Source organism: Sphingomonas rosea, from assembly GCF_039538065.1.
GTDB lineage: Bacteria > Pseudomonadota > Alphaproteobacteria > Sphingomonadales > Sphingomonadaceae > Sphingomicrobium > Sphingomicrobium rosea.
This window is the reverse complement of the sequence record NZ_BAABBR010000001.1, coordinates 1,220,381-1,243,110: the sequence shown is the minus strand read 5'-3', so window position 1 is coordinate 1,243,110 and position 22,730 is coordinate 1,220,381. Positions and strand designations below refer to the sequence as shown.

The 22,730-nt window shown below is 69.2% G+C and carries 21 protein-coding genes and 1 pseudogene; 17 read left to right on the top strand and 5 right to left on the bottom strand.

Annotated elements, in window-relative coordinates; translation table 11 throughout:
• The first annotated feature begins 3 nt into the window (after positions 1 to 3).
• The 3 genes from moaB to ABD693_RS06190 are packed head-to-tail and all read left to right on the top strand — an operon-like array spanning position 4 to position 2,197.
• Positions 4 to 543 carry a molybdenum cofactor biosynthesis protein B gene (gene moaB / locus ABD693_RS06200; protein WP_344696152.1) on the top strand — a complete coding sequence of 180 codons (540 nt, stop codon included), beginning with the start codon at positions 4 to 6 and terminating at the stop codon, positions 541 to 543.
• Positions 540 to 1,013 carry a cyclic pyranopterin monophosphate synthase MoaC gene (gene moaC, locus ABD693_RS06195; RefSeq protein WP_344696151.1) on the top strand — a complete coding sequence of 158 codons (474 nt, stop codon included), beginning with the start codon at positions 540 to 542 and terminating at the stop codon, positions 1,011 to 1,013. The genes moaB and moaC overlap by 4 nt, the downstream gene beginning before the upstream one ends.
• Positions 1,010 to 2,197, top strand: coding sequence for a molybdopterin molybdotransferase MoeA (locus ABD693_RS06190; protein WP_344696150.1), 1,188 nt, complete (start codon positions 1,010 to 1,012; stop codon positions 2,195 to 2,197). The genes moaC and ABD693_RS06190 overlap by 4 nt, the downstream gene beginning before the upstream one ends.
• On the opposite strand, the gene ABD693_RS06185 is transcribed toward ABD693_RS06190, so the two are convergent.
• Positions 2,194 to 2,928, bottom strand: coding sequence for a sulfite exporter TauE/SafE family protein (locus ABD693_RS06185; protein WP_344696149.1), 735 nt, complete (start codon positions 2,926 to 2,928; stop codon positions 2,194 to 2,196). The two genes, ABD693_RS06190 and ABD693_RS06185, sit on opposite strands and share 4 nt — an antisense overlap.
• Positions 2,929 to 2,936: 8 nt before the next feature.
• Positions 2,937 to 3,914: a GTP 3',8-cyclase MoaA gene (gene moaA / locus ABD693_RS06180; RefSeq protein ID WP_344697580.1), complete on the bottom strand. Its 978-nt coding sequence runs from the start codon at positions 3,912 to 3,914 to the stop codon at positions 2,937 to 2,939.
• A 150-nt stretch (positions 3,915 to 4,064) separates the two neighbouring features.
• On the opposite strand from moaA, the gene ABD693_RS06175 reads away from it, so the two are divergent.
• The 12 genes and pseudogenes from ABD693_RS06175 (at position 4,065) to ABD693_RS06125 (ending at position 16,939) form a co-directional block, all read left to right on the top strand.
• The gene (locus tag ABD693_RS06175; protein ID WP_344696148.1) at positions 4,065 to 4,361 is read left to right on the top strand and encodes an STAS domain-containing protein; all 297 of its coding nucleotides are present in this window, start codon (positions 4,065 to 4,067) and stop codon (positions 4,359 to 4,361) included.
• On the top strand, positions 4,358 to 4,726 hold the full coding sequence (locus ABD693_RS06170) for a response regulator (RefSeq protein WP_344696147.1): 369 nt from the start codon (positions 4,358 to 4,360) through the stop codon (positions 4,724 to 4,726). Before ABD693_RS06175 ends, ABD693_RS06170 begins: the two co-directional genes overlap by 4 nt.
• Entirely contained in the window at positions 4,723 to 6,690 is a 1,968-nt protein-coding gene (locus ABD693_RS06165) for a chemotaxis protein CheA (protein WP_344696146.1), read from the top strand. The genes ABD693_RS06170 and ABD693_RS06165 overlap by 4 nt, the downstream gene beginning before the upstream one ends.
• Positions 6,691 to 6,693: 3 nt before the next feature.
• Positions 6,694 to 7,203 (top strand): chemotaxis protein CheW, encoded by a 510-nt coding sequence (locus ABD693_RS06160; protein WP_344696145.1) that lies wholly within the window; start codon positions 6,694 to 6,696, stop codon positions 7,201 to 7,203.
• A 40-nt stretch (positions 7,204 to 7,243) separates the two neighbouring features.
• Positions 7,244 to 9,175 (top strand): methyl-accepting chemotaxis protein, encoded by a 1,932-nt coding sequence (locus ABD693_RS06155; protein WP_344696144.1) that lies wholly within the window; start codon positions 7,244 to 7,246, stop codon positions 9,173 to 9,175.
• A 48-nt stretch (positions 9,176 to 9,223) separates the two neighbouring features.
• A pseudogene (locus tag ABD693_RS13215) lies at positions 9,224 to 9,529 on the top strand (methyl-accepting chemotaxis protein); the annotation flags it as partial.
• Positions 9,530 to 9,559: 30 nt separating this feature from the next.
• The gene (locus tag ABD693_RS06150) at positions 9,560 to 11,554 is read left to right on the top strand and encodes a methyl-accepting chemotaxis protein (RefSeq protein ID WP_425567290.1); all 1,995 of its coding nucleotides are present in this window, start codon (positions 9,560 to 9,562) and stop codon (positions 11,552 to 11,554) included.
• Entirely contained in the window at positions 11,551 to 12,030 is a 480-nt protein-coding gene (locus tag ABD693_RS06145) for a chemotaxis protein CheW (protein ID WP_344696142.1), read from the top strand. The genes ABD693_RS06150 and ABD693_RS06145 overlap by 4 nt, the downstream gene beginning before the upstream one ends.
• Positions 12,031 to 12,115: 85 nt before the next feature.
• Positions 12,116 to 12,940, top strand: coding sequence for a CheR family methyltransferase (locus ABD693_RS06140; protein WP_425567289.1), 825 nt, complete (start codon positions 12,116 to 12,118; stop codon positions 12,938 to 12,940).
• A gap of 3 nt (positions 12,941 to 12,943) precedes the next feature.
• Complete coding sequence (locus tag ABD693_RS06135) at positions 12,944 to 14,032, top strand: protein-glutamate methylesterase/protein-glutamine glutaminase (RefSeq protein ID WP_344696140.1); 1,089 nt, start codon at positions 12,944 to 12,946, stop codon at positions 14,030 to 14,032.
• 40 nt (positions 14,033 to 14,072) lie between these two features.
• Complete coding sequence (locus tag ABD693_RS06130; RefSeq protein WP_344696139.1) at positions 14,073 to 15,785, top strand: hypothetical protein; 1,713 nt, start codon at positions 14,073 to 14,075, stop codon at positions 15,783 to 15,785.
• Positions 15,786 to 15,829: 44 nt separating this feature from the next.
• Entirely contained in the window at positions 15,830 to 16,939 is a 1,110-nt protein-coding gene (locus tag ABD693_RS06125) for a glycosyltransferase (RefSeq protein ID WP_344696138.1), read from the top strand.
• Here the strand turns inward: ABD693_RS06125 and ABD693_RS06120 are convergent.
• Genes ABD693_RS06120 through ABD693_RS06110 form a run of 3 tightly spaced genes read right to left on the bottom strand, consistent with a single transcriptional unit; the run spans position 16,870 to position 20,935 of the window.
• Positions 16,870 to 17,790, bottom strand: a complete 921-nt coding sequence (locus ABD693_RS06120) for a galactosyltransferase-related protein (RefSeq protein WP_344696137.1) — start codon at positions 17,788 to 17,790, stop codon at positions 16,870 to 16,872. The genes ABD693_RS06125 and ABD693_RS06120 overlap by 70 nt on opposite strands.
• Entirely contained in the window at positions 17,787 to 18,923 is a 1,137-nt protein-coding gene (locus ABD693_RS06115; protein ID WP_344696136.1) for a hypothetical protein, read from the bottom strand. The genes ABD693_RS06120 and ABD693_RS06115 overlap by 4 nt, the downstream gene beginning before the upstream one ends.
• Entirely contained in the window at positions 18,920 to 20,935 is a 2,016-nt protein-coding gene (locus tag ABD693_RS06110) for an HAD-IIB family hydrolase (protein ID WP_344696135.1), read from the bottom strand. Before ABD693_RS06110 ends, ABD693_RS06115 begins: the two co-directional genes overlap by 4 nt.
• Positions 20,936 to 21,119: 184 nt before the next feature.
• Here ABD693_RS06110 and ABD693_RS06105 point away from each other — a divergent pair, with 184 nt between their 5' ends.
• Together ABD693_RS06105 and ABD693_RS06100 are read left to right on the top strand one after the other, a co-directional pair.
• Positions 21,120 to 21,617 carry a DUF1440 domain-containing protein gene (locus tag ABD693_RS06105; protein WP_344696134.1) on the top strand — a complete coding sequence of 166 codons (498 nt, stop codon included), beginning with the start codon at positions 21,120 to 21,122 and terminating at the stop codon, positions 21,615 to 21,617.
• 111 nt (positions 21,618 to 21,728) lie between these two features.
• Positions 21,729 to 22,730 carry an SPFH domain-containing protein gene (locus tag ABD693_RS06100; protein WP_344696133.1) on the top strand — a complete coding sequence of 334 codons (1,002 nt, stop codon included), beginning with the start codon at positions 21,729 to 21,731 and terminating at the stop codon, positions 22,728 to 22,730.

Genomic DNA, 22,730 nt, shown 5'->3' with positions numbered 1-22,730 from the left:
AATTTGGCCGGATCGATTGATGAGCGCAGGGCCTTCCTACCGCTCCGCATTGCGGTGCTGACCGTGTCGGACACTCGCGACGAGGAGAGTGATGGTTCGGGCCGGACGCTGGCCGAGCGGCTGACGGGCGCAGGGCACGAGCTCGCCGGCAAGGCGATCGTGCGCGACGACGTCGCCGCGATCCGGGCGCAGGTGCAGGCGTGGGTGGCGGACCGGGCGGTCGACATCATCGTCTCGACGGGCGGCACCGGGTTCAGCCCGCGCGACGTGACGCCCGAGGCGGTGAAGCCGCTCCTCAGGCGCGAGATGGATGGCTTTGCGGTGGTCTTCCACCAGGTCAGCCTCGGGACCGTCGGGCTCTCGACGCTCCAGTCGCGCGCGTTCGCGGGACAGATTGGCGACACCTTCATCTTCTGCCTGCCTGGCTCGAGCGGGGCGTGCCGTGACGCCTGGGACCACGTGCTCCGGTTCGAATTCGACAGCCGCTACCGGCCCTGCTCGATCGCCGAGCTGATCCCGCGCCTCGCCGGGAGCGCGGCATGAGCGGGCTCAGTCATCTTGGCGAGGACGGACGGGCGCGGATGGTCGATGTGACCGACAAGGCGGTGACCGACCGGACGGCGGTGGCGCATGGCCGGCTGCGCTGCGCGCCCGAGACCCTGCGGCAGGTCGCCGAGGGGACGACGCCTAAGGGCATGGTGGTGCAGACGGCGGAGATTGCCGGGATCATGGCGGCCAAGCGCACCGCCGAGCTCATCCCGCTCTGCCATCCGCTGGCGCTGACCAATGTCGCGGTGCGGATCGAGGCGGACACGGCGCTCCCCGGCTTCCGCGTCGAGGCCGAGGTACGGACCAGCGGCGTGACCGGGGTCGAGATGGAGGCGCTCACCGCCGTCTCGGTCGCCTGCCTGACCCTGTTCGACATGCTCAAGGCGATCGACCGGACGATGGTCATCGAAGGGATGGAGGTCGTCGCGAAGACCGGCGGCAAGTCGGGCAGCTGGGCGCGATGATTTCGTTCGACGCGGCCTTCGCGCTGCTGGCCGGGGCGGCGCGGCCGCTCGGAAGCGAGACGGTACCCCTTGCCGAGGCGGCGGGGCGGATCCTCGTCGAGCCGGTCCACGCGATGGTCGATGCGCCTTTCGCCGACTTGTCCTCGATGGACGGCTACGCGGTGCGCGAGGCCGATCTGGCCGCGCTTCCGGCGGCGTTGCCGGTGGCGGGCGAGTCGGCGGCGGGCGGTGGTCCGGTGGCTTCGCTCCCACCCGGCGCGGCGATGCGGATCTTTACCGGGGCGCCGGTCCCGGCGGGGGCCGACCGGGTGGTGATGCAGGAGCAGGTCCGGCGCGAGGGCGACCGGGCCTTGTTCGACGAGCGGCCGGGCGCGGCGCGCTTCATCCGCGTGGCGGGATCGGACTTCCGCACCGGCGACCTGCTGCTCGCCGCGGGGACGCGGCTTGACCCCCGTAACCTCGTCGCGGCGGCGGCGGGCGATGTGGGCGAAGTCACGGTCGGGCGGCGTCCGCGGGTCGGGCTGATCGCGACGGGTGACGAGCTTGCCGAGCCCGGCCGCGCGCGCGCCGCGAGGGGACAGATCCCGGACAGCATTTCGGTCGCGCTCGCCGCGCTGGTCGCGGAAGCCGGCGGATTGGTGGCGGGGCAGCGGCGCCTGCGGGACGATCCGGCAGCCTTGCGCGAAGGGGCTGCGGCGGCGCTGGCGGAGGCGAACCTCGTGGTGGTCACCGGCGGCGCGTCGGTGGGCGAGCGCGATTATGCCAAGACGATGTTCGCCGAAATCGGGCTCGACCTCATCTTCTCGAAGGTCGCGATCAAGCCGGGCAAGCCGGTGTGGCTGGGCCGCGTTGGGCACCGGCTGGTGCTGGGGCTGCCGGGCAATCCGACCTCGGCGCTGGTGACCGCGCGATTGTTCCTGTTGCCCCTGCTGCGGGGCTTGAGCGGTGGCGAGCCGCGGGACGCGCTGCGCTGGCGGATGGCACCGCTCGGGCGCGCGCTCGAGGCGACGGGGCCACGCGAGACTTTCGCGCGCGCGGTGCTCGAGGATGGCGCGGTAAAGCTGCTCGGGCAGCAGGACAGCGGGGCGCAGCTGGCGCTGGCGCAGGCCGAGCTGCTCATTCGCCTTGCGCCGGGGACCGCGCCGGTGCCGGCGGGGACGATGGTGCCGGTGCTCGACTTCTAGAAGAGGCCGAGGAGCTTGGTGCCGGCGACGACGAGGACAAGCCCCAGCGATTTGAGCACCAGCGGCGCGGGCAGGCGGATCCCGAGCGTGGTGCCGACCAGCGCGCCGACGAGCACGCTTCCTGCATAGAGGGGCAGGGCGTCGGGAAGCTCGCCTGTGCTCGAAAGATTGCCGAGGAGTCCGGCGGCCGAATTGGCGAGGATGAAGACTGCGGCGACGCCCGAGGTGGGCTTGGGCGCGCTCCACGCCATGAACAGGAGCAAGGGCGAGAGGAAGATGCCGCCGCCGGTGCCCGTCAGGCCCGAGAGGAAACCGATCCCCGCGCCGATCAGGATGGCGAGCGGAATTGGCGGATCGCGGGTCTCGCGCAGTGCCCGGATCTCGCGCGGCCAGAGGAGGCGGGCGGCGGAGAAGAGGAGGACGAGGCCGACCAGCGGCCGATACCATTCGCCCGGAAGCTTCAGCGCGCCGCCGAGGAAGGCGAAAGGCATGGCGCCGAGCAGGAACGGCCACAGGGTCCGCCAGCGGAACAGGCCGGCGCGCAGGTAGCGGAGCGCTCCGAGCGAGGCGACCAGCAGGTTGAGGACGAGGGCGGTCGGCTTCATGGTCGCCGGCGCGACCCCGAACAGGGCCATCAGCGCGAGATAGGCCGAGGCGCCGCCATGTCCGACGCTCGAATAGAGTGCAGCGCCGACGCCCATGCAGACGGCGAGGATCAGCTCCTGGTCCACCGCCTCGGTCAGCCGCCGGTGACGCTCATGTGGCGTGAGACGGCGGGGGCGGGCGCGTCGATCCGGAAGTCGTGGGCCCGCGGCTTGCCGGCGACCAGCCGGTCGAGCGCGGCCTTCGCGGCCTCCTCGTCCCCGCCACGGAGGAGATCGCGAAGCTCGACCTTCTGGTCGTGGCCGAGGCAGCCGTAGACGGTGCCGGTCGCGGCGATCCGGATGCGGTTGCAGCTGTCGCAGAAATTGGCGCTCAACGGCGTGATGAAGCCGATCCGGCAGCCGAGTTCGGCGACCTGATAGTAGCGCGCGGGGCCGCCGGTGCGGTGCAGGCTCGGGGAGAGCGTAAAGTCCCGCTCGAGCCGCCGCCGGACCTGATCGAGCGGGAGGTAATGGTCGGTGCGGTCGTCGGCGACCGTGCCGAGCGGCATGGTCTCGATGAGGGTGAGGTCGTGGCCCTCGCCCGCGCACCACCGCAGCATGGCGGGGATCTCGGCCTCGTTGAGGCCGCGCAGCGCCACCATGTTGATCTTGATGGCGAGCCCCGCGCGGCGGGCGGCGGCGATGCCCTCGAGCACGGGTCCGAGCGCGTCGCGCCGGGCGATGTGGCGGAAGCGGTCGGGGTCGAGCGTGTCGAGGCTGACGTTGATCCGCCGGACGCCCGCGTCGCGCAGCGGCCCCGCGAGCGAAGCCAGCTGCGTGCCGTTGGTCGTGAGGGTCACTTCCTCGAGTCCCGCGCCGATCCGGCGGCCGAGCGCGCGGACGAGGTCGACGATGCCCGGCCGGACCAGCGGCTCGCCCCCGGTGAGGCGGATCCGGGTCACGCCGCGCTCGACGAGCAGGTCGCCGAGCTTTGCCAGTTCGTCGATCGTGAGGAGGTCGGGCCGCGGCGCGAAGGTCATGCGCTCGGCCATGCAATAGCGGCAGCGCAGGTCGCAGCGGTCGGTCACCGACAGGCGGACGTAGCTGATGCGCCTCCCGTGGCCATCGACCATCGCGCTGCCTGCTGCCTCCTTGCTCACGGGCACGAGCCTAGCACGCGAGCGCTCGGGGCGGGCGGGATATTTGCGTCGCTCGGCGGGGAGGTCGCCCGATCGCTCTACTATTCGCAAGGGGAACGTCTTCGACGACTTTGCGAGGGACGCGTGACGAAGGTTGTGAAGGTACCGGCTTCGGTGACGGTCGTGACCGCGGGGGCGTTCGCGGACGCGGTCGGCGACGCGCTGGCGCAGTATGACGAGGTCGCACTCGACCTCGCGGAGGTGGGCGAACTCGATCTGAGCTTCCTCCAGATCGTGACCGCGGCGCGGGTCCATGCCGCCGAGCAGGGCAAGCAGTTGCGGCTGGGATCGGCGGTGCCGGAGACGGTGGAGGGCCTGCTGGTCCGCGCCGGCTTCATCGACGCCGACCGCGACTTCTGGTGCGCCGGAGCCGCGCAATGAGCGCCTCGATCCTCACCGTCGACGATTCGCCGAGCCTGCGGATGGCGATCAAGCTGGCGCTGACGGGCGCAGGCTACAGCGTCACCGAGGCGAGCGACGGGCTCGACGGGCTCAACAAGTCGCGCGCGACCCGATTCGACCTGATCATCACCGACCAGAACATGCCCAACATGGACGGGCTGACGATGATCCGCGAGCTGCGCCGCGATCCCGCGCAATGCGGGACGCCGATCATCTTCCTGACCACCGAGAGCGCCGATGCGATGAAGCAGGAGGCCAAGGCCGCAGGCGCGACGGGCTGGCTGGTCAAGCCGTTCGTCGCCGACCAGCTGATCCGGGTCGCGCGCAAGGTGCTGGGCCGGTGAGCGCAAACGATCCCATCGCCGCCTTCCTGACCGAGGCGAACGAGCTCCTCGACCAGGTCGAGCAGGCGTTGCTCGATCTCGATCATCGGCTCGACGATCGCGACCTGATCGACGCGGTCTTCCGCGGGCTGCACACGCTCAAGGGCTCGGGGGCGATGTTCGGCTTCGATGCGCTTGCCGGCTTCACCCACCATTGCGAGACGGCGTTCGACCGGGTCCGCAAGCGGCAGGTGCCCGCGACCCGCGACCTGGTCGCGGTGGTGCTTGCGGCGCAGGACCATATGCGGACCTTGCTCACCGACCAGAGCGGGGAAGGCGGCGCAGCCGGGGATGCGATCCTCGAACGCCTGCGGGTCGTCCTCGAGGAAGCTCCGGCGGGCGGCGCTCCGGCGCAGGCGGCGGAGGCCGGATGGCGGCTGGTCTTCCGGCTTCCGGTCGATGCGATGGCGAACGGCACCAACCCGCTCATCCTGCTCGACGAATTGCGGGCGCTGGGTGAGTGCCGGATCACCGCGCTCACCGACCGCATTCCACCGCTCGCCGAGCTGGTGCCGACCGAATGCCACATCGGCTGGGAGGTCGAGCTTCACGGCGACATCGCGCTCGCCGACATCGAGGACGTCTTCATCTTCGTGATGGACGAAATGGAGCTGAGCCTCGAGCCCTTGGGCGGAGACGCTGCGAACGCGCCGGTCGCCGCCGCCGAGGATCCCACCGCGCCATCGCGCCCGGGCGACGATCCGCGACCCGCCAATGATGCGGGCGCACCGGCCGGCAAGCCGAGCGACACCGTCCGCGTGCCGGCCGAGCGGCTCGACCTCCTGATGGACCGGGTCGGCGAGCTGGTCATCGTCCAGAGCCGCCTGTCGCAGCTCGCGCAGGGCGGGGCGGGCGCCGCCAACCAGACGCTGCATGCCATCTCCGAGGACATCGAGCGGCTCGCGGGCGAACTTCGCGACACGATGATGGTGCTGCGGATGGTGCCCGTCTCAAGCCTGTTCGGCCGCTTCCGCCGGCTGGTCCACGACCTTGCGCGCGACACCGGCAAGGCGATCGAGCTCGTCACCGAAGGCGAGACCACCGAGGTCGACAAGACGGTAATGGAACGGCTGGCGGATCCGATGATCCACCTCATCCGCAACAGCTGCGACCATGGGCTGGAAAGCGCCGACGAGCGCGCGGCCGCCGGCAAGGCGCCGACCGGCGAGGTCCGGCTGTCGGCCAGGCAGGCGGGCGGAGAGGTGATCATCGAAATCCGCGACGACGGGCGCGGGATCGACCTCGGCCGGGTCCGTGCCAAGGCCGAGGCACAGGGCCTCCTCCAACCCGGCCAGGCGGCGAGCGATCACGAACTCCTGCAGATGATCTTCCATCCCGGCTTCTCGACCGCGCAGCAGGTGACGAGCCTGTCGGGGCGCGGGGTCGGCATGGACGTGGTCAAGCGGACGATCGAGAGCCTGCGGGGCACGATCGACGTTGCGAGCAGCGCGGGCGAAGGCTCGGTCATCTCGCTGCGCATCCCGCTGACGCTCGCGATTATCGACGGGCTGCTGATCCGCGTCGGTGCCGCCCGCTATGTCATTCCGCTGTCGGCGGTCGAGGAGTGCATCGAGCTCAGCACCGAGGAGGATCAGCGCTCGCGCGGGCGCAGCCTCATCACCCTGCGCGACCAACTGGTCCCGTTCATGCGGCTGCGCGAATTGTTCGGCGGCAACAGCGCCCCCGACCCGCACCAGAAGATCGTGATCATCTCGACCGGCACCGACCGCATCGGCCTCGTCGTCGACCAGATCATCGGCAGCCACCAGACGGTGATCAAGCCGATGAGCCCGGTTCACAGTGACGTCGCGATCTTCGCCGGGGCGACGATCCTCGGGGACGGCAATGTCGCGCTGATCCTCGACGTCGCCCAGCTTCTCGCCCTCGGCCAGCAGCAAGAGGAGCGGCTTCGCGCCGTCGCCTGACCCATGGACCAAGCCAACGACATCAACTGGGGACCGGCGGGCGAGCTCGAGGTCCTGACCTTCGATCTCCATTCGGAGACCTTCGCGGTCGAGGCCGTGCTGGTGCGCGAGATCCTCGACCTCCTGCCCGAGACAGCCGTGCCGGGCGCCAACCCGCTGGTCGGCAGCGTGGTCAACTTCCGCGGCAAGATCATCCCCATCGCAGACCTTCGACCGGCGTTCGGCTTTCCGGCGACCGAGCCGACCGTCGACAGCCGGATCGTGGTGATCGAGCTCGCAACGGGCAACGGAGCGATCCAGATCGGGATCCGGACCGACAAGGTGCACGAGGTCGCGACCCTGCGTCGCGAGGCGAGCGAGCCTGCGCCTGCGGTCGGCCTGCGCTGGCGGCGCGACTATCTGCGCGCGATGGTCCGGCGCGACGATGGCGTGATCGTCCTTCCCGATCTCGGCGCGATCTTCGACCCGCTGCTCGGCAACCACGCCGTCCCGGACCTGTCGGCGGCGGCCTAGGAAGAGGCTGCGCGGCACCATCATCGAAAGGCGATAGACGATGTCACTTGAATGGTTTGGCGGCGTGAATGCGGGCATCGTCCAGGCGGAACTCGTCCGGCTGGAAGCAGCCATGGCGCGTGGAGACATAGCCGAGCGCGCCCACGGCCAAGGCGCCAATCGCGCGACCCAGGAGCTGCTCGCGGCCGTGAACCGGCTGCTCGACCGCGCGGTCCAACCGATCGACGCGCTCGACGTGGCGATTGCCCATGTGCACGACGAGCATGCCCGCGGCGACATCGAGGTCGTCGTTCCGGTCGAGCAGTTCGCCGGCAAGGCCGCCGTCATCGCCCGCCGGACCAACGAACTCGTCGCCGCCCACATCGCGGTCAAGAAGATGGCGATGGCCTGCATCAAGGAGTTCAGCGAGGGCAATTTCGAGGCGCCGATGGAGCAGCTTCCGGGCAAGAAGGCCTTCATCAACGACACGATCGAGACGCTTCGCGGGAACTTGAAGGGCATCATCGCCGAGATGCGCCACATGGCCGCCGAGCACGAGAAGGGCGATATCGACGTCTTCGTGCCCGCCGAGAAGTTCAAGGGCGATTTCGGGATCGTCGCGCGCGGCATCAACGAGATGGTCGCCGCGCACATCGCGGTGAAGAAGAAGGCCATGGCCTGCATGAAGGCCTTCGGCGAGGGCGATTTCGATGCGCCGCTCGAGCAGTTCCCGGGCAAGAAGGCCTTCATCAACGAGACTGTCGAGACGCTGCGCGGCAATCTGCGCGACATCACGCATGAGATCGGGCGGCTGATCGACGCGGCAACCGCGGGCAATCTTGCCGAACGCGGCGAAGACCGCCGCTTCGTCGGCAATTTCGCGCAGCTCGTGGCGGGCATCAACGCGATGCTCGACGCCATCCTGGTTCCCATCCTCGAGGGCAATCGCGTCCTTGACCGGGTCAGCACCGGTGACCTGACCGAACGGGTCGAGATCGAGTGCGACGGCGACCATGCCAAGATGAAGGATTCGGTCAACGCGCTGGTCGACAGCCTGAGGTCGGTGGTCGGCGACGTGACGGCCGCCTCCTACAGCGTGTCGGCCGGAAGCCAGCAGCTGTCGAGCAGCTCCGAGCAGGTCTCGCAGGGCGCGACCGAGCAGGCGGCGGCGACCGAGCAGGCCTCGGCCTCGATGGAGGAGATGGCCGCCAACATCCGCCAGAATGCCGACAACGCCGCCCAGACCGAGAAGATGGCGCGCCAGTCCGCCCGCGACGCCGAGGCGAGCGGGGTTGCGGTCGAAAAGGCGGTGCAGGCGATGCGCACGATCGCCGAGAAGATCAGCATCGTGCAGGAGATTGCGCGCCAGACCGACCTCCTCGCGCTCAACGCGGCGGTCGAGGCGGCGCGGGCGGGCGAGCATGGCCGCGGCTTCGCGGTGGTGGCATCCGAAGTCCGCAAGCTTGCCGAACGCAGCCAGAGCGCGGCCGCCGAGATCAGCTCGGTCTCGGGCGACACGCTGAAGGCCGCGGCCGACGCGGGCGAAATGCTGGCCAAGCTGGTGCCCGATATCCGCCGGACCGCGGAACTGGTGCTCGAGATCAGCTCCGCCTGCCGCGAGCAGGACATCGGCGCTTCGCAGATCAACGAGGCGATCCAGCAGCTCGACCAGGTAACCCAGCAGAATGCCGGCGCGTCCGAGCAGATTTCGACCACGTCCGAGCTTCTGGCGCAGCAGGCGGGCGAACTCCAGGCGAGCATTGGCTATTTCCAGCTGGAGGGCGCGGTCGCCGCGGCCAAGGTTGTCGCCGCGGGCCAGCCTGCGCGCCGCACCGCCGCTCCGGTCAAGAAGGCAGCTCCGAAACCCAGAGCGAAGGCTCGCAGCAAGCCCGGCGGCGTCGCCGATCAGCAGGGGCGGGTAACCCGCTTCGCGCTCGACCTCAGCCAGGGCGGCCCGGACGCCGAGGATGCCGACTTCGAAAAGGCGGCCTGAGCCCCGGACCGTTCACTCTCTTCAGACCCATCACAAGGAAGCAGGATCATGTCGCTTGGGTTCTTCGACACGGTATCCGCCGATCTCGTCACGGGCGAACTGGCCCGGGTCGGCCGCGCGCTCGCGGACGGGCGCCTTTCGGAGCGCGCCGACGTGTCGCTCGCCAAGGGCCGGACCCGCGAGGTGCTGGTCGCGGTCAATGACCTGCTCGAGCAGGCGCTGGACCCGGTCAGCGCGCTTGGCGACAGCCTCGATCACGTCCTGGCGGAGCATGAGCGGGGCGACATCGATGTCGTCATCCCTGTGCAGCGGTTCCGCGGCGACCTCGCCGCCATTGCCGAAAAGACCAACGGGCTCGTCGCGGCCCATATCGCGGTGAAGAAGATGGCGATGGCCTGCGTGCGCGAGTTCGCCGACGGGAATTTCGAAGCGCCGATGCCCCAGCTTCCCGGCAAGAAGGCCTTCATCAACGACACGATCGAGACGCTTCGCGGTAATTTGAAGGGCATCATCGCCGAGATGAGCCACATGGCTGCCGAGCACGAGAAGGGCGACATCGACGTCTTCGTGCCGGTCGAGAAGTTCAAGGGCGACTTCGGGATCGTCGCGCGCGGGGTCAACGACATGGTCGCGGCGCACATCGCGGTAAAGAAGCTGGCGATGGCCTGCGTCAAGGAATTCGGCGAAGGCAATTTCGAGGCGCCGATGGCCCGGCTCCCCGGCAAGAAGGCTTTCATCAACGAGACGATCGAGACCCTCCGCGGGAATTTGAAGGGCATCATCGCCGAGATGCGGCACATGTCCGCCGAGCATGACCGCGGCAACATCGACGTCTTCGTGCCCGCCGAGAAGTTCCAAGGCGACTTCGCGATCATGGCGCGGGGCGTCAACGAGATGGTCGCCGCCCATATCGCGGTGAAGAAGAAGGCCATGGCCTGCATCAAGGAGTTTGGCGAAGGCAATTTCGACGCCCCGCTCGAGCAGTTCCCGGGCAAGAAGGCGTTCATCAACGACACCGTCGAGACGCTGCGCGGCAACCTGCGTGACATCACCGGCGAGATCGGGCGCCTGATCGACGCCGCCACCGCCGGTCACCTGTCCGAACGCGGCGAGGACAAGAAGTTCGTCGGCGATTTCGCCAGGCTGGTCGCGGGGATCAACGGAATGCTCGACGCGATCCTGCTCCCCATCGTCGAAGGCAATCGGATCCTCGATCGGGTCAGCACCGGCGATCTCGCCGAACGGGTGGAGATCGTCTGCGAGGGCGATCACCAGAAGATGAAGACCGCGATCAACGCGCTGGTCGACAGCCTGCGGGTCAGCGCCGATCTCGCCGACCGGATCGCCGACGGCGACCTCACGGTCGAGCACCAGCCGCTGTCGGCCAATGACACGTTGGGCCACGCGCTCACCCGGATGGTCGACCGGCTGCGCGAGGTGGTCGGCAATGCGACCGCGGCGGCGGACAGCGTGTCGTCGGGCAGCCAGGAGCTGTCGGCGAGCTCCGAGCAGGTCTCGCAGGGCGCGACCGAGCAGGCAGCGGCGACCGAGGAAGCCTCGGCCTCGATGGAGCAGATGGCGGCGAACATCCGGCAGAATGCCGACAATGCCGCGCAGACCGAGAAGATGGCGCGGCAGTCCTCGCGCGATGCCGAGGCCAGCGGCGCGGCGGTCGAAAAGGCGGTGGAGGCAATGCGCACGATCGCCGAGAAGATCAGCATCGTGCAGGAAATTGCGCGCCAGACCGACCTTCTCGCGCTCAACGCCGCGGTCGAGGCCGCGCGGGCGGGCGAGCATGGCCGCGGCTTCGCGGTGGTCGCGTCCGAAGTCCGCAAGCTTGCCGAACGCAGTCAGAGCGCGGCGGCCGAGATCAGCTCGGTCTCGGGCGACACGCTCAAGGCCGCGGCCGACGCGGGCGAGATGCTGGCCAAGCTGGTGCCCGATATCCGCCGGACCGCCGAACTGGTGCTCGAGATCAGCTCCGCCTGCCGCGAGCAGGACATCGGCGCTTCGCAGATCAACGAGGCGATCCAGCAGCTCGACCAGGTGACCCAGCAGAATGCCGGCGCGTCCGAGCAGATCTCGACCACGTCCGAACTGCTCGCCAGCCAGGCCGAACAGCTGCAGGGGAGCATCGCCTACTTCCGGCTCGGCAACGACCGGGGCGCCGGGGCGAGCGCCGCCTCGACCAAGCCGCGGCGCGAGGCCGCGCCCAAGGCGAGGCCGGTGCGTCCGGCGAAGGCCGCTGCCAAGGTCAAGCGGACGGTCCGCGGCCCGTCGGTCGCCGACCAGCAGGCCCGGATCACCGGCTTCGCGCTCGATCTTGCGCACGGCGGCCCCGATGCGCAGGACGCCGACTTCGAAAGCAAGGCGGCATGAGCGGGGGCGAACTGCAGGTCGTGACCTTCGGGCTCGATGCCGAGACTTTCGCGATCCCCGTCACCCTGGTCCGCGAGATCCTCGATTACCGCGAGCCCTTCCGGATCCCGAACGGCCCCGGCTTCATGCTCGGCCTCACCGACCTTCGCGGCGAGGGCGTGACCACGGTCGACCTGCGGCTGCGGCTGGGAATGCCGGCGGCGGTGCCGAGCCTCAGCACGCGGATCCTGGTCGTCGACGTGCCGCTCGGGGCGCGAGTGCTGACGCTCGGGCTCGTGGTCGACCGGGTGCTCGACGTCAGTACCGTGGACACCGCGCAGATCGGCCCCGCACCCGATGTCGGGACCCGCTGGGCGTCAGACTATATCGCGGGCGTGGCCAGGCGGGCCGAGGGGTTCGTCGTGTTCATCGACATGGGCCGGATCTTCTCCGACGTCGAGGCGGCCGAACTGTCGTCCATGGCGACCGCCGCCTGACCGCTTCGGCGACCGCGCGGGCCGCCCTTTCCAGCGAGGCTCAGAGGTGAAGAATTTCGTTCCCCCGCCGCATCCGGGCGCACCGATGACCGACCGGATTGGCCGGCAGAATTTCAACGCGCTCGCCAAATATATCTTCGAGACCGCGGGCATCCGCATGCCGCCGAGCAAGCAGACGATGCTTGAGGGCCGGCTGCGCCGCCGCCAGCGCGCGGTCGGGGCCGAAACGCTCGACGACTATTGCGACTATCTTTTCGACGAGGACAATATCGAGGTCGAGAGCGAGTATCTGATCAACGCGGTCACGACCAACAAGACCGACTTCTTCCGCGAGCCCTATCACTTCGACTATCTACGCGACGTCGCGCTGCCCGAGCTTCTGGCGCAGGGGGTGACGAACCTCCGCGCGTGGAGTGTCGCCTGTTCGAACGGGGCCGAGCCCTACACCATCGCGATGGTGATCGACGACTGGCTGCGCGGCCGGCTCGCGGCGAATTACAAGGTGCTCGCGACCGACCTCGACACCAGCATGCTCGAGATCGCGCGCACCGGCATCTATCCCGCCGAGTTCGTCGATCCGGTGCCCGCCGAATTGCGGCGGCGCTATCTCATGGCTTCGACCGATCCCGACCGCGACGTCGTGCGCGTCACTCCGACGCTGCGGCGCAACGTCGCCTTCGCGCGCCTCAACCTGATGGACGGGCAATATCCGGTCGGCGAGCCGATGCAGCTCGTCTTTTGCCGCAACGTCCTCATCTATTTCGACCGCGAGACGCAGCTGCGCGTGGTCGGCCAGCTGGTCGAGCAGCTGGCGCCGGGCGGCCTGCTGTTTCTCGGCCATTCGGAGACGATCGCCGGCCACGACCTGCCGATCGTCCAGGTCGCCAACACCATTTTCAGGCGGAGCTGACGCATGACCGAGCTGCAACGCAAGATTCGCGTCCTGGTCATCGACGACAGCGCGATCGTCCGGCAGGTCATGACCAGCGTTCTTGAGGCCGATCCCGAGATCGAGGTGATGGGCACCGCGTCCGACCCGTTCATCGCCGCCAAGCGGATCGCCGAGCAACTGCCCGACGTCATCACCCTCGACGTCGAAATGCCGCGGATGGACGGGATCACCTTCCTCAGGAAGCTGATGAGCCAGTGCCCGGTGCCCGTCGTCATGTGCTCCTCGCTGACCGAGGCGGGGTCGGAAACGCTGCTGCAGGCGATGGAAGCGGGCGCGGTCGACGTCATCTGCAAGCCCAAGGTCGGGGTCGCCGAGCATCTGTCGGAGCATAACCTCCAGATTCGCGACACGGTGAAGGCGGCGGCGCGGGCGCGGCTGCGCGGGCGCAACAGCCCGGCGCCGCGTGCCGTCGTGCCGCAGCAGAAGCTCACCGCCGACGCCATGCTTCCGCCGCCGAGCGGACGGGCGATGAGCCGCACCACCGAGATGGTGGTCTGCCTTGGCGCCTCGACCGGCGGGACCGAGGCGCTTCGCCAGGTGCTGGAGCAACTGCCCGCCAATTCGCCGGGAATCGTCGTCGTGCAGCACATGCCCGAGCATTTCACCCGCGCCTTTGCCCAGCGGCTGAACAGCCTGTGCGAAGTCGATGTGCGCGAGGCGGCGAATGGCGATCCGGTGCTGCGCGGCCAGGTGCTGATCGCGCCCGGCGGCAAGCACATGATCTTCGAACGGCGCGGCGCGCGCTACCAGGTGGCGGTCAAGGACGGGCCGCTCGTCTCGCGCCACCGGCCCTCGGTCGACGTCCTGTTCCGCTCGGTCGCCCAGGCGGCGGGGTCGAATGCGGTCGGCGTCATCATGACCGGCATGGGCGACGATGGCGCGCGGGGCATGCGCGAGATGAAGGATGCGGGCGCGCGCACCATCGCGCAGGACGAGGCGAGCTCGATCGTCTTCGGCATGCCCAAGGAGGCGATCGCGCACGGCGGGGTCGAGAAGATCGTGCCCTTGGGGCACATCGCGCAGGAAATGCTGCAGGCGGCGGCCCGGTGAGCGCCCGGTCGTCCTTTCGCAAGCAGGCGAAGGACTGACGTTGGCCATGCAGTCAGCGGCGATCATCGCGGGCGAAGAATCGGCGGCGAGCGCGGACGTCGCGATCGACCTCGTCGCGAGCGGGCTGGACGCGGCCTTCGTCGAGGCCGGCAATGCGCTCGCCGCCGCCTATGGGTTGGTCGAGGAACTGATCGCAACCCTCGCCGAGGTCACCGGCGCGCTCGACCGCGAGGCGGCGGGTCGGGCCGTCACCAACATGGAAATGCTCGCCGCACGGATCGAGCTTCTGCCCACGACGATCGGCGGCCGGGCGGGCGCGCTGGCCGCGATTTCGGCCGCGGCGAACGCGGTTAGCGACGAGGTGTCGGGAGTCGGCCGGACGCTCGATTTCCTCCGCATCTGCGGCCTCAACATCAAGGTCGCCTCGGGCGGGCAGCCGGGCTTTTCCGAATTCGCCGACCAGATGCTGGTGCGATTGGACGTCAGCGAGAGCGAGATCCGCGGCATCCGCGGCGAGGTGCGGCACCTGCTCTCGATCCTGCCCTCGGTGCAGTCGTCGGATCGCAAGCTCGCCGCCGAATGCGCGGCGGTCGCCGAGGACGCGCCCTTGAAGCTGACCCGCAATGCCCTGGCGCTGCGCGATTATCTCCAGGTTGCGGCGGACCGGTCGGACGCGATTGCCGCCATTGCGGGGCAGATCCGGGCGCATCTCGCCGACGCGCTCGGCGCGATGCAGATCGGGGACATCACCCGCCAGCGGCTCGAGCATATCGCGACCGGATACCGGATCCTTGTCACCGACCTCGGCCTCGACACCGCCGGCGATCCCGTGCGCGCCGCAGCGGCCGCGCAGGTGCTCGCGATGCTCGAAGCGCAGGGTGAGGAGACGCTGGCCGACTTCCGCCGCGAGTGCGGCCGGATGCTCGAGGGTCAGCAGGCGCTGGCGGGAGAGATCGCCGCACTGCTCGCCCTGCAGGAAGGCGATGGCAAGACGAGATCGAGCAGCGACCTCCTCCACGCGCTCGAACGCGGGGTGGCGGCGATCGGGGTCTTTACCGAGCGATTGCAGGAGGCCGATGGATGCTCGCAGGCGCTCGGTGCCCAGACCGCACAAACCGTGGTGCGCCTGAGCGAGCGCTTGTCGCTCGTCCATCAGGTCACCGCCGACGTCGACAACATGGCCTGGAACACCGACGTCCGTTGCTTCCGCATGGGGCAAGAAGGGGTCGGCCTTGCCCAGATCGCGCGCGAAATCCGCGCTTTCGTCGGCACGCTCGAAGCCATTTGCACGCGGGTCGATGCCGGCGTCGCCACGCTGACCGAAGCGGCGGCGGGGCTGGCGGGGGGCGCCGCTAGCGAGGCGGAGGGCGAGGTGACGCTTGCGCAATCGCTGGCGATCATCAGCGAGGGCGCAAGGCGGAGCGACGAGGGGATCGCGCGGCTCGACCGGCAGGCGGCCTCGGCGGCGGCGGCGGTGGGCGGGGCGGTCGAGACGGTGGGGAGGCTCGACAGTTTCTCCGCCGCGCTCGAGACGGCGCTCGGCGGGCTGCGGTCGGTGCAGGGCCGCTTCGCCGGAGTGACCGCCGAGGCCAATGCGGAGGCGCAAGCGGTACTCGACCAGATCGCGCCCATCTACACCATGGCGAGCGAGCGCCAGCTTCATCGCCGCTTTGCCGCGCCTGACGAGGTGGGCGAGGCGGAGTCCGCACCCCCGCCGCCTGATGCGCAAGACGAGGACGACGGACTCTTTTGAGCGCTTCCGCAGGAACGTTAGGCCAGGCTTGCCGTTCGGACCGGGTGCAAGCCTCCCCTATCGCCCGCCCGTTGCGGATCGCCGTCATCGCGCATGTCCGCCACCCCGTCGCCGCCCCGTTCATGGGCGGAATGGAGGCGCATTGCGACACGCTCGTCCGGGGACTGGTCGAGGCGGGACATGACGTCACGCTCTTCGCCAGCGGCGACAGCGATCCGGCCCTCCCGCTCCATCCGATCGCACCGACCTCCTACGAGGCCGAACTGCCGTGGGCGCTGTGGCACGGAACCCCGACGCTCCGCGCCTGGCTGACCCGCACCTATGCGCGCGCCTGGACGGAGATACTCGCGGGTGATTATGACGTCGTCCACAACAACGCGCTCTTTCCCGACCTCCTCGACTGGGGGACGCGGGACGAAGTTCCGATGGTGACGTCGCTCCATGTCCCGCCGTTCGAGGCGCTGGCCGAGGCGGTCGCGCGCAATGCCGACATCCCGTGGCAGGAGCGGACGGTCTGCTCGGGCCAGCAGCAGGGCCTGTGGCCTGCGGGCCGGACCCGGGTCGCATGGAACGGGATCGACATCGCCCGCTGGCCCTTCACGGCCCACGGGCAGGGGCGCGCGATCCTCGTCGGCCGGATCACGCCGACCAAGGGGACGCTCGAGGCGATCGACGCCGCCGAAGCCGCGGGCATTGCGCTCGATATCGCCGGGCCGATCGACTGCCGCGACTATTGGGCGGAGGTCAAGGCAAGGCTCCGCCTGCCGCATCGCTATCTCGGACATCTCTCGGGTAATGCGCTGGTCACGGCCGTCCGGCAGTCGTCGGTGCTGCTCGCCACGCCCATGTGGGACGAACCGTTCGGCCTCACCATGATCGAGGCGATGGCCTGCGGAGTGCCGGTCGCGGGCCTTGCGCGCGGCGCCATCCCCGAAGTGATCGGCGAGGCCGGCGCTGTGGCCGCGACCGTTGCCGATCTGCCCCGTGCCATTCGCCGCGCGCTGGGCGTCGACCGGGCAACCGCGCGGGCGCGGGCCGGGCGTCACTTCAGTGTCGCGGCGATGATCGAGCGTTATGAAGCGGCCTATGCCTCGGCGGTTGCCGGTGCGCGCTTCGCTTCGAGCAGGGCAAGGACGCGCGCGCTGCTCGCATAGGGCTGGTCCGACTGCTGCGCGGTCAAGGCAAGATCGGCTTCTTCGGTGGCGCGGCGCCGATGAAATGACCCGCCGCGCTCCTCGACCAGGCCCATCAGGCCGAACGCCTTGAGCCAATGGTCCATGGTCACATGGCCCCATTTGTCGCGGAAGCGGTGGGCGTTGGCGATCACGCTGTCGAGATGATGCACCGGCGGCATGTGGTGCGGGTGATATTGGTGATAGGCGCGCGCGCCCCTCGTCCAGTGGAAGGAGACGCCCGCTTCGGCTGCCATCCGGCCGAAGTCGGTATCCTCGCCGCCATAGCCGACGAAGCTCTCGTCGAACCCGCCGAGCGCCAGGAACTGCGAGCGCCGCATCGCGAAGTTTAACGACCAGAAGCAGCGATAGTCGGTGCAGTCGCCGAGCGGGGTCTCGGGCGGACCCGAGCGCTCGCTATGCTTGACCCCGTGCTGCGCGAAGGCTTGAAAATCGAGCCCGCCGTCGGTCGCGCCCTTCGGCAGGTAGAGCACCTCGCCCATCAGGATGCCGTCGGCGCGGTCCATCCGGTCGGCATAATCGGCAACGAGTTCGGGGTCGGGGATGCAGTCGATGTCGAGGAAGACAAGCCGCTCGTTCGCCGCTTCGCGCGCCGCGCGGTTGCGCGCCGCCGAGAGCGTCAGCGTGCCGCTGCCGAGGATATGCTGGCGAATCGGGAAAGGGGTGTCGGGAAGCTCGTAAGGCTCGTCCTGCATCACCCCGATGACGAGTTCGTCCGGCAGCACCCGGCCTTGGGCGAGCCCGAGGACGAGGTTGGTCAGGTGCGCGGCGCGGCCGGCACCGAGCGTGCAGACGCTGATCGGCGCGCTCACGAGGCCACCGCCTGGAGGGTTCGCGACGACTGCGCTGCCGTTCCCCACGAACGGGCGATGAGGTCACGCAGCCAGGTCGCGGTACGAGTGGCCGCCTCGGGATCGATGAGCGCCTTCTGCCGTCCAAGGTCGAGCGCGCTCGCTTCGTCCCACAGGCGGGTCCAGGCGGCGGCGCTGGCCGGCCAGCTGTCGGCGACGACCGCCGCGCCGGCTTCCCCGAGCATCCGCGCCTTCCAGCGCTGCTCGTCGAAATAGCGCCATTCGGGAATGACGATCCATGGCCGGCCGGCGGCCGCGACCATGTGCACGGTGGTGTTGCCGCTCGAGGAAACGATCCGGTCCGCCGCGGCGACCCACAGGCGGGCGTCGTTTACCCAGCCGCGATGCTCGAGGTTGCCGGGTGGGGTATCGTGCCAGGCTTCGGTGACCGAGCCGATCGTGACCCAGCGGCTGTCGGGTTCGGCACGCGCGCCGAGGCTGAGCGGCGGGGCGGGCGTTCCTTCGCCCCCGCCGCCGGCGATGACGAGGACGAGATCGGTGTCGGGATGGATGCCGAGCGCCGTGCGGGCGGCGGCCTTGTCGAGCGGTTCGGTCTCGACCCCTAGCCCGCCGGCGTAATGAATGAGGCTTTGCATCCACTCGGGCCGGCCGGGCTGTTCAAGCGCGGCGGCGTAAGGTGCGAGGATTCCGACCGCGCCCTCATAGGCCGCCATGTGCCCGGGATCGGCGCGGTCGCCATGCTGGAGCACGGGGACGCAGGGAATGGAGGCGATCCGCGCAAGCTGCGCGAGTTCGGCCGAGACGTCACTGATGAACAGGGCCGGCCGCGCCTCGTGGAACCAGCGGGCGAGAATCGCGACCGCTTCGGTGATCTGGTCCCAGCCGAGCGGCGCGCAATGCAAGGTCGGCGGGGTGCGCGCGCCGGCCAGCCTCTCGGGCACCGGTCCGGCGGCCTCGAACAGCGAGGGGACACGCTTGACTTCGGCCCAGTCGGGAAGCGCCGGGAAGATATCGTCGCGGGCGGAGAAGAGCGTCACCGGGGTGTCGGGCCCGAGGGCATGGACGAGGTCTGCCGCGCGCTCGGCATGGCCGCGACCCTGGTGGTGGACGAAATAACCGATCCTGTTCCTCATGCCGCCAGCCGCCCGTCATGGTTCTCTTTGTCGAAGCGTTCGAGTGCCTCGACGATCCCCCGGGCGTGCGGCGCCGCGGTGCGGGTGACATTGGGCCGCCGCGCGAGGTCCGCGACTGTCGGGCAATGATTGGCGACAAGGATGGCACGCGGGCAGGCTTCCAGCATGTCGCGGTCGTTCCCGCTGTCTCCCGCCGCGAACACCGCCGACAGCGGTAGGCCCAGGCGCCGGGCGACCCAGCGCATCGCGGCTGCCTTGCCGCCATTGGTGGGGAGGATGTCGAGGAGGTTGCCGTGACTGTGGATGACGCGGGCGACAAGTCCCGCCTCGGCGAGCCGCTCCTCGACCAGCGCCGCGATATCGTTGCCGCTGGCAAAATAACTGATCTTGAAGCGCCGCTGTTCGACCGGGGGCTGGAGGACGAGCCGGTCGAGATCGGCCAATGCCTCGCCGATCCGCTCAGGATCCCAGTCGTGCGCTAGCCGGTCGGCGAATGATTGGTCGGCGACGAGGCGGCCGCCCTCGCGCCAGTAGATCTCCGATCCGACCGACGTGACGAGCACGGTCGGCGCGGGATAATGCCATTCGCCGAGGATGCGCTGGGCTTCCTGAAGCGAGCGACCGGTTGCGATCCCGAACAGCCGCCGAGGATCGCGGAGCAGCGCGGCACGAAGGTTGCGCGCGCCGATGCGGCAGCCGGTAAGCGTTCCGTCGATATCGGAGAGGAGGAGATCGCGACCGCGGGCGGTGGCCGAATGCGGCGCCCTCATGTCGTTGGCGATGGCGACAAAGCGTTCCGCGTAGCGCTCCCAGCTGTGCACCCTGACCCGGGCCTGGCCCTCGGCGGCGGCCTCGGCCCAGCGGTCGCGGTCGCCCAGCACTGCAAGCATCCCCCCGATGAACGCTTCCTCGTCGGACGGGTCCGCGCTGATCCCGTGGCCGAGTTCGGCGACGATGTCGGCGGCCCCGCCGTGGCAGGTCGCGACCACCGGCAAGGCGTGGAGCGCGGCCTCGGTCAGCGTCAGGCCGTAAGGCTCGGTCGCGGCCGGATTGACGAACAGCCCGCCGGTCTCGCGCGCATAGGCATAGAAGGAAGCGATGTCGGACTGCCCGTGCCGCTTGGGCAGGGCGAGCGAGCCGTAAAGGTCGTGGCGGTCGAGCCCGTCGAGCAGCTGCGCGATGACCTCGCGCTGCTCCTGTTCCCCGCTGTCGGGACCGTCGCGGAGGCCCGCGACGATGACGAGGTTGGCCGCTTCGCGGAGCGCGGGTGAGCGGCCGAACATCTCGACCAGCAGGCCGAGGTTCTTCTTGTGAACCGGACGCGCGACCGCGAGAATCACGGGTTTGTCAGGGTTGCGAAGGAACGGCGCGACCATTTCGCGGGCACGGGCGAAGTTCGACCCCGCGGCCTGGCGCAGGCCGGCACCCGGCGGGATCCGGTGGATTTTCGCCGCGTCGGCCGACGGATAGCGCATCAATTGCCGCTCCGCCTCATCGCGCGAGGAGGCGATAATGGCATCGGCCTCGGCAATCGCCCGGTCCTCGAACCCGATCCGGCGGGTGAGGTCGCCGTCGGCGGTGACATGGTCGCTCTTGTCGATGCCGAGCGAGTGGGCGGTGTAGACGAAGGGAATGCCGAACTGGTCGCGGATCGCGATGGCCGTCTCGGCCGCGTCGGCGAAATGGGCGTGGACGACGTCGGGGAGGACGTCGCGGGTTTCGAGGTCGGCAAGCAGGGCGGCGATGAAGGCGGGGCGGTCGGCGGCGGCGGCTTCCTTCGAGAGGTAGCGCCGGTTACCGCTGTCGATCCGGCGGATGTCGAGTTTGGGACCGCAGGCCTGCAACGGAATCTTGTAGTCGGGACCGAGTTCGGGCTCGTCGAACAGGCGGGTGACGAGCTCGACGTGGCTGACGTCGTCACGCTCGGCAAGTGCCTCGGCCGCGCCCCACAGATACGTCAGGTGACCGCCGCTGTCCTCGGTGATCCCGAGGGGAAGAGGTGGCGGGCGCAAGCACCCACCAAGCGCGATCGACAATATCCGCAAGTCCGGCTCCACAATCGGGGGATCAGGACCATAGAACCCCTCCGCGGCGCGATTGGTTGCTACCGCCTAACAACGGTCATTCATTTGGCAGAAAGGTAGGAACAGTGCCGTGGCCGCGGCGGTTGACGGGAAAACTTCAGAAGGATTTTTCGTGAGCAAGGACCAGACGCGCCCCTCCACCAACCCTGACCTCCTGCGCGGCGCGGCCGCCGGCCTCGTCGCCGGGCTTGCCGCCTCCTTCGCCATGGACCTCGCACAGCGCCTCCTGTCGAAGATGCAGCCGCCATCCGACAGCGAGCCCGCGACCGAGAAGGCGGCAGACCGGCTGGCCGAGGCCGCCACCGGTGCGCCGGTGCCCAAGGAAAGCAGGCCCATGGCAGGCCAAGCGGTTCACTATGCCTTCGGTGCGGTTCTGGGCGCCAGCTATGGCGCGCTCGCCGAGCGTTATCCCGACATCACCGAGGGCGGCGGTGCGCTGTTCGGCCTGGGAACGGCGCTGATCTTCGACGAGGTCGGCGTACCGGCCGCCGGGCTCGGCGACGCGCCGTGGAAGGCGAAACCAGAGACCCACCTCTATGCGCTCGCCTCGCATCTGGTCTTCGGCACGGCGACCGAGGGCACTCGCCGGCTGGTCCGCGCCGCGCTCTAGCGGTCGCTCGTCGAATTTCTTCCCGTTCCGCGAGACTCGCGGCTTGCTGGTGCATGAAGCTTGGGCAATCATGGCCACCAGCCCGCGAAGTAAGCGGAAGGGGGAGAGATCATGGTCCTGGATTTCCTGCGTAAGCAGTTCATCGACGTCATCCAGTGGCAGGAAGAGCCGGGCGAGCTCGCCTGGCGGGTCTATTTTCCCGATCAGGAAATCCAGAACGGTGCGCAGCTGACAGTCCGCGAGGGCCAGACCGCGGCCTTTTTCGACGAAGGCAAGCTGGTCGAATTCTTCCGCCCGGGTCTCCACACGCTCGACACCGCGAACTTCCCGTTCATCACCAGCCTGCGCAACTGGGACAAGGCATTCGAAAGCCCCCACAAGTCCGACATCATCTTCTTCTCGCTGAAAGAGCAGACCGGGCTGAAATGGGGGACGCCGCAGCCGATCACCGTCCGTGACGCCGAATTCGGGGCGCTGCGGATCCGCGCCTTCGGCAGCTATTCGATCGCGATCAGCGACGTGCAGGAATTCGCCTACAACCTGCTCGGCACGTTGCCCGGCCTGTCGGTCGGCAACATCGAGCAGACGCTGCGCGGCGCGATCCAGACTGCGATTGCGACCGGGATCGCCAATAGCGGCGTCCCCTTCCTCGACCTCGCGGCCAACCAGCAGAAATTGTCCGACACGCTGCGCGGCGCGGTCGAGGAAAGCTTCAAGCGCTGGGGCATCGGCTGCCTCAGCTTCTTCGTCGAAAGCGTGTCGCTGCCTGAGGAAGTCCAGCGCCACCTCGACAAGGGCAGCTCGATGCGCGTCATCGGCGACCTTGATCGATACGCCAAGTTCCAGTCGGCCGAGGCGCTCGAGAAGGCGGCGGGCCAGGAGGGCGGCCTTGCCGGCATGGGCGCCGGCATGGGCGCCGCCGCGGCGATCGGCGCGACCATGGCGCAAGGCCTCGGCCAAGGCACGCAAGCGGCCGCCCCGGCTGCCGCCGCCGCGCCGGCGGGCGATCCGTTCGAGCTGATCGAGAAGCTCCACCGTCTGCTGACCGCGGGCGCGATCACGCAGGAAGAGTTCGACAGCAAGAAGACCGAGCTGCTGGCGCGCCTCAAGTAG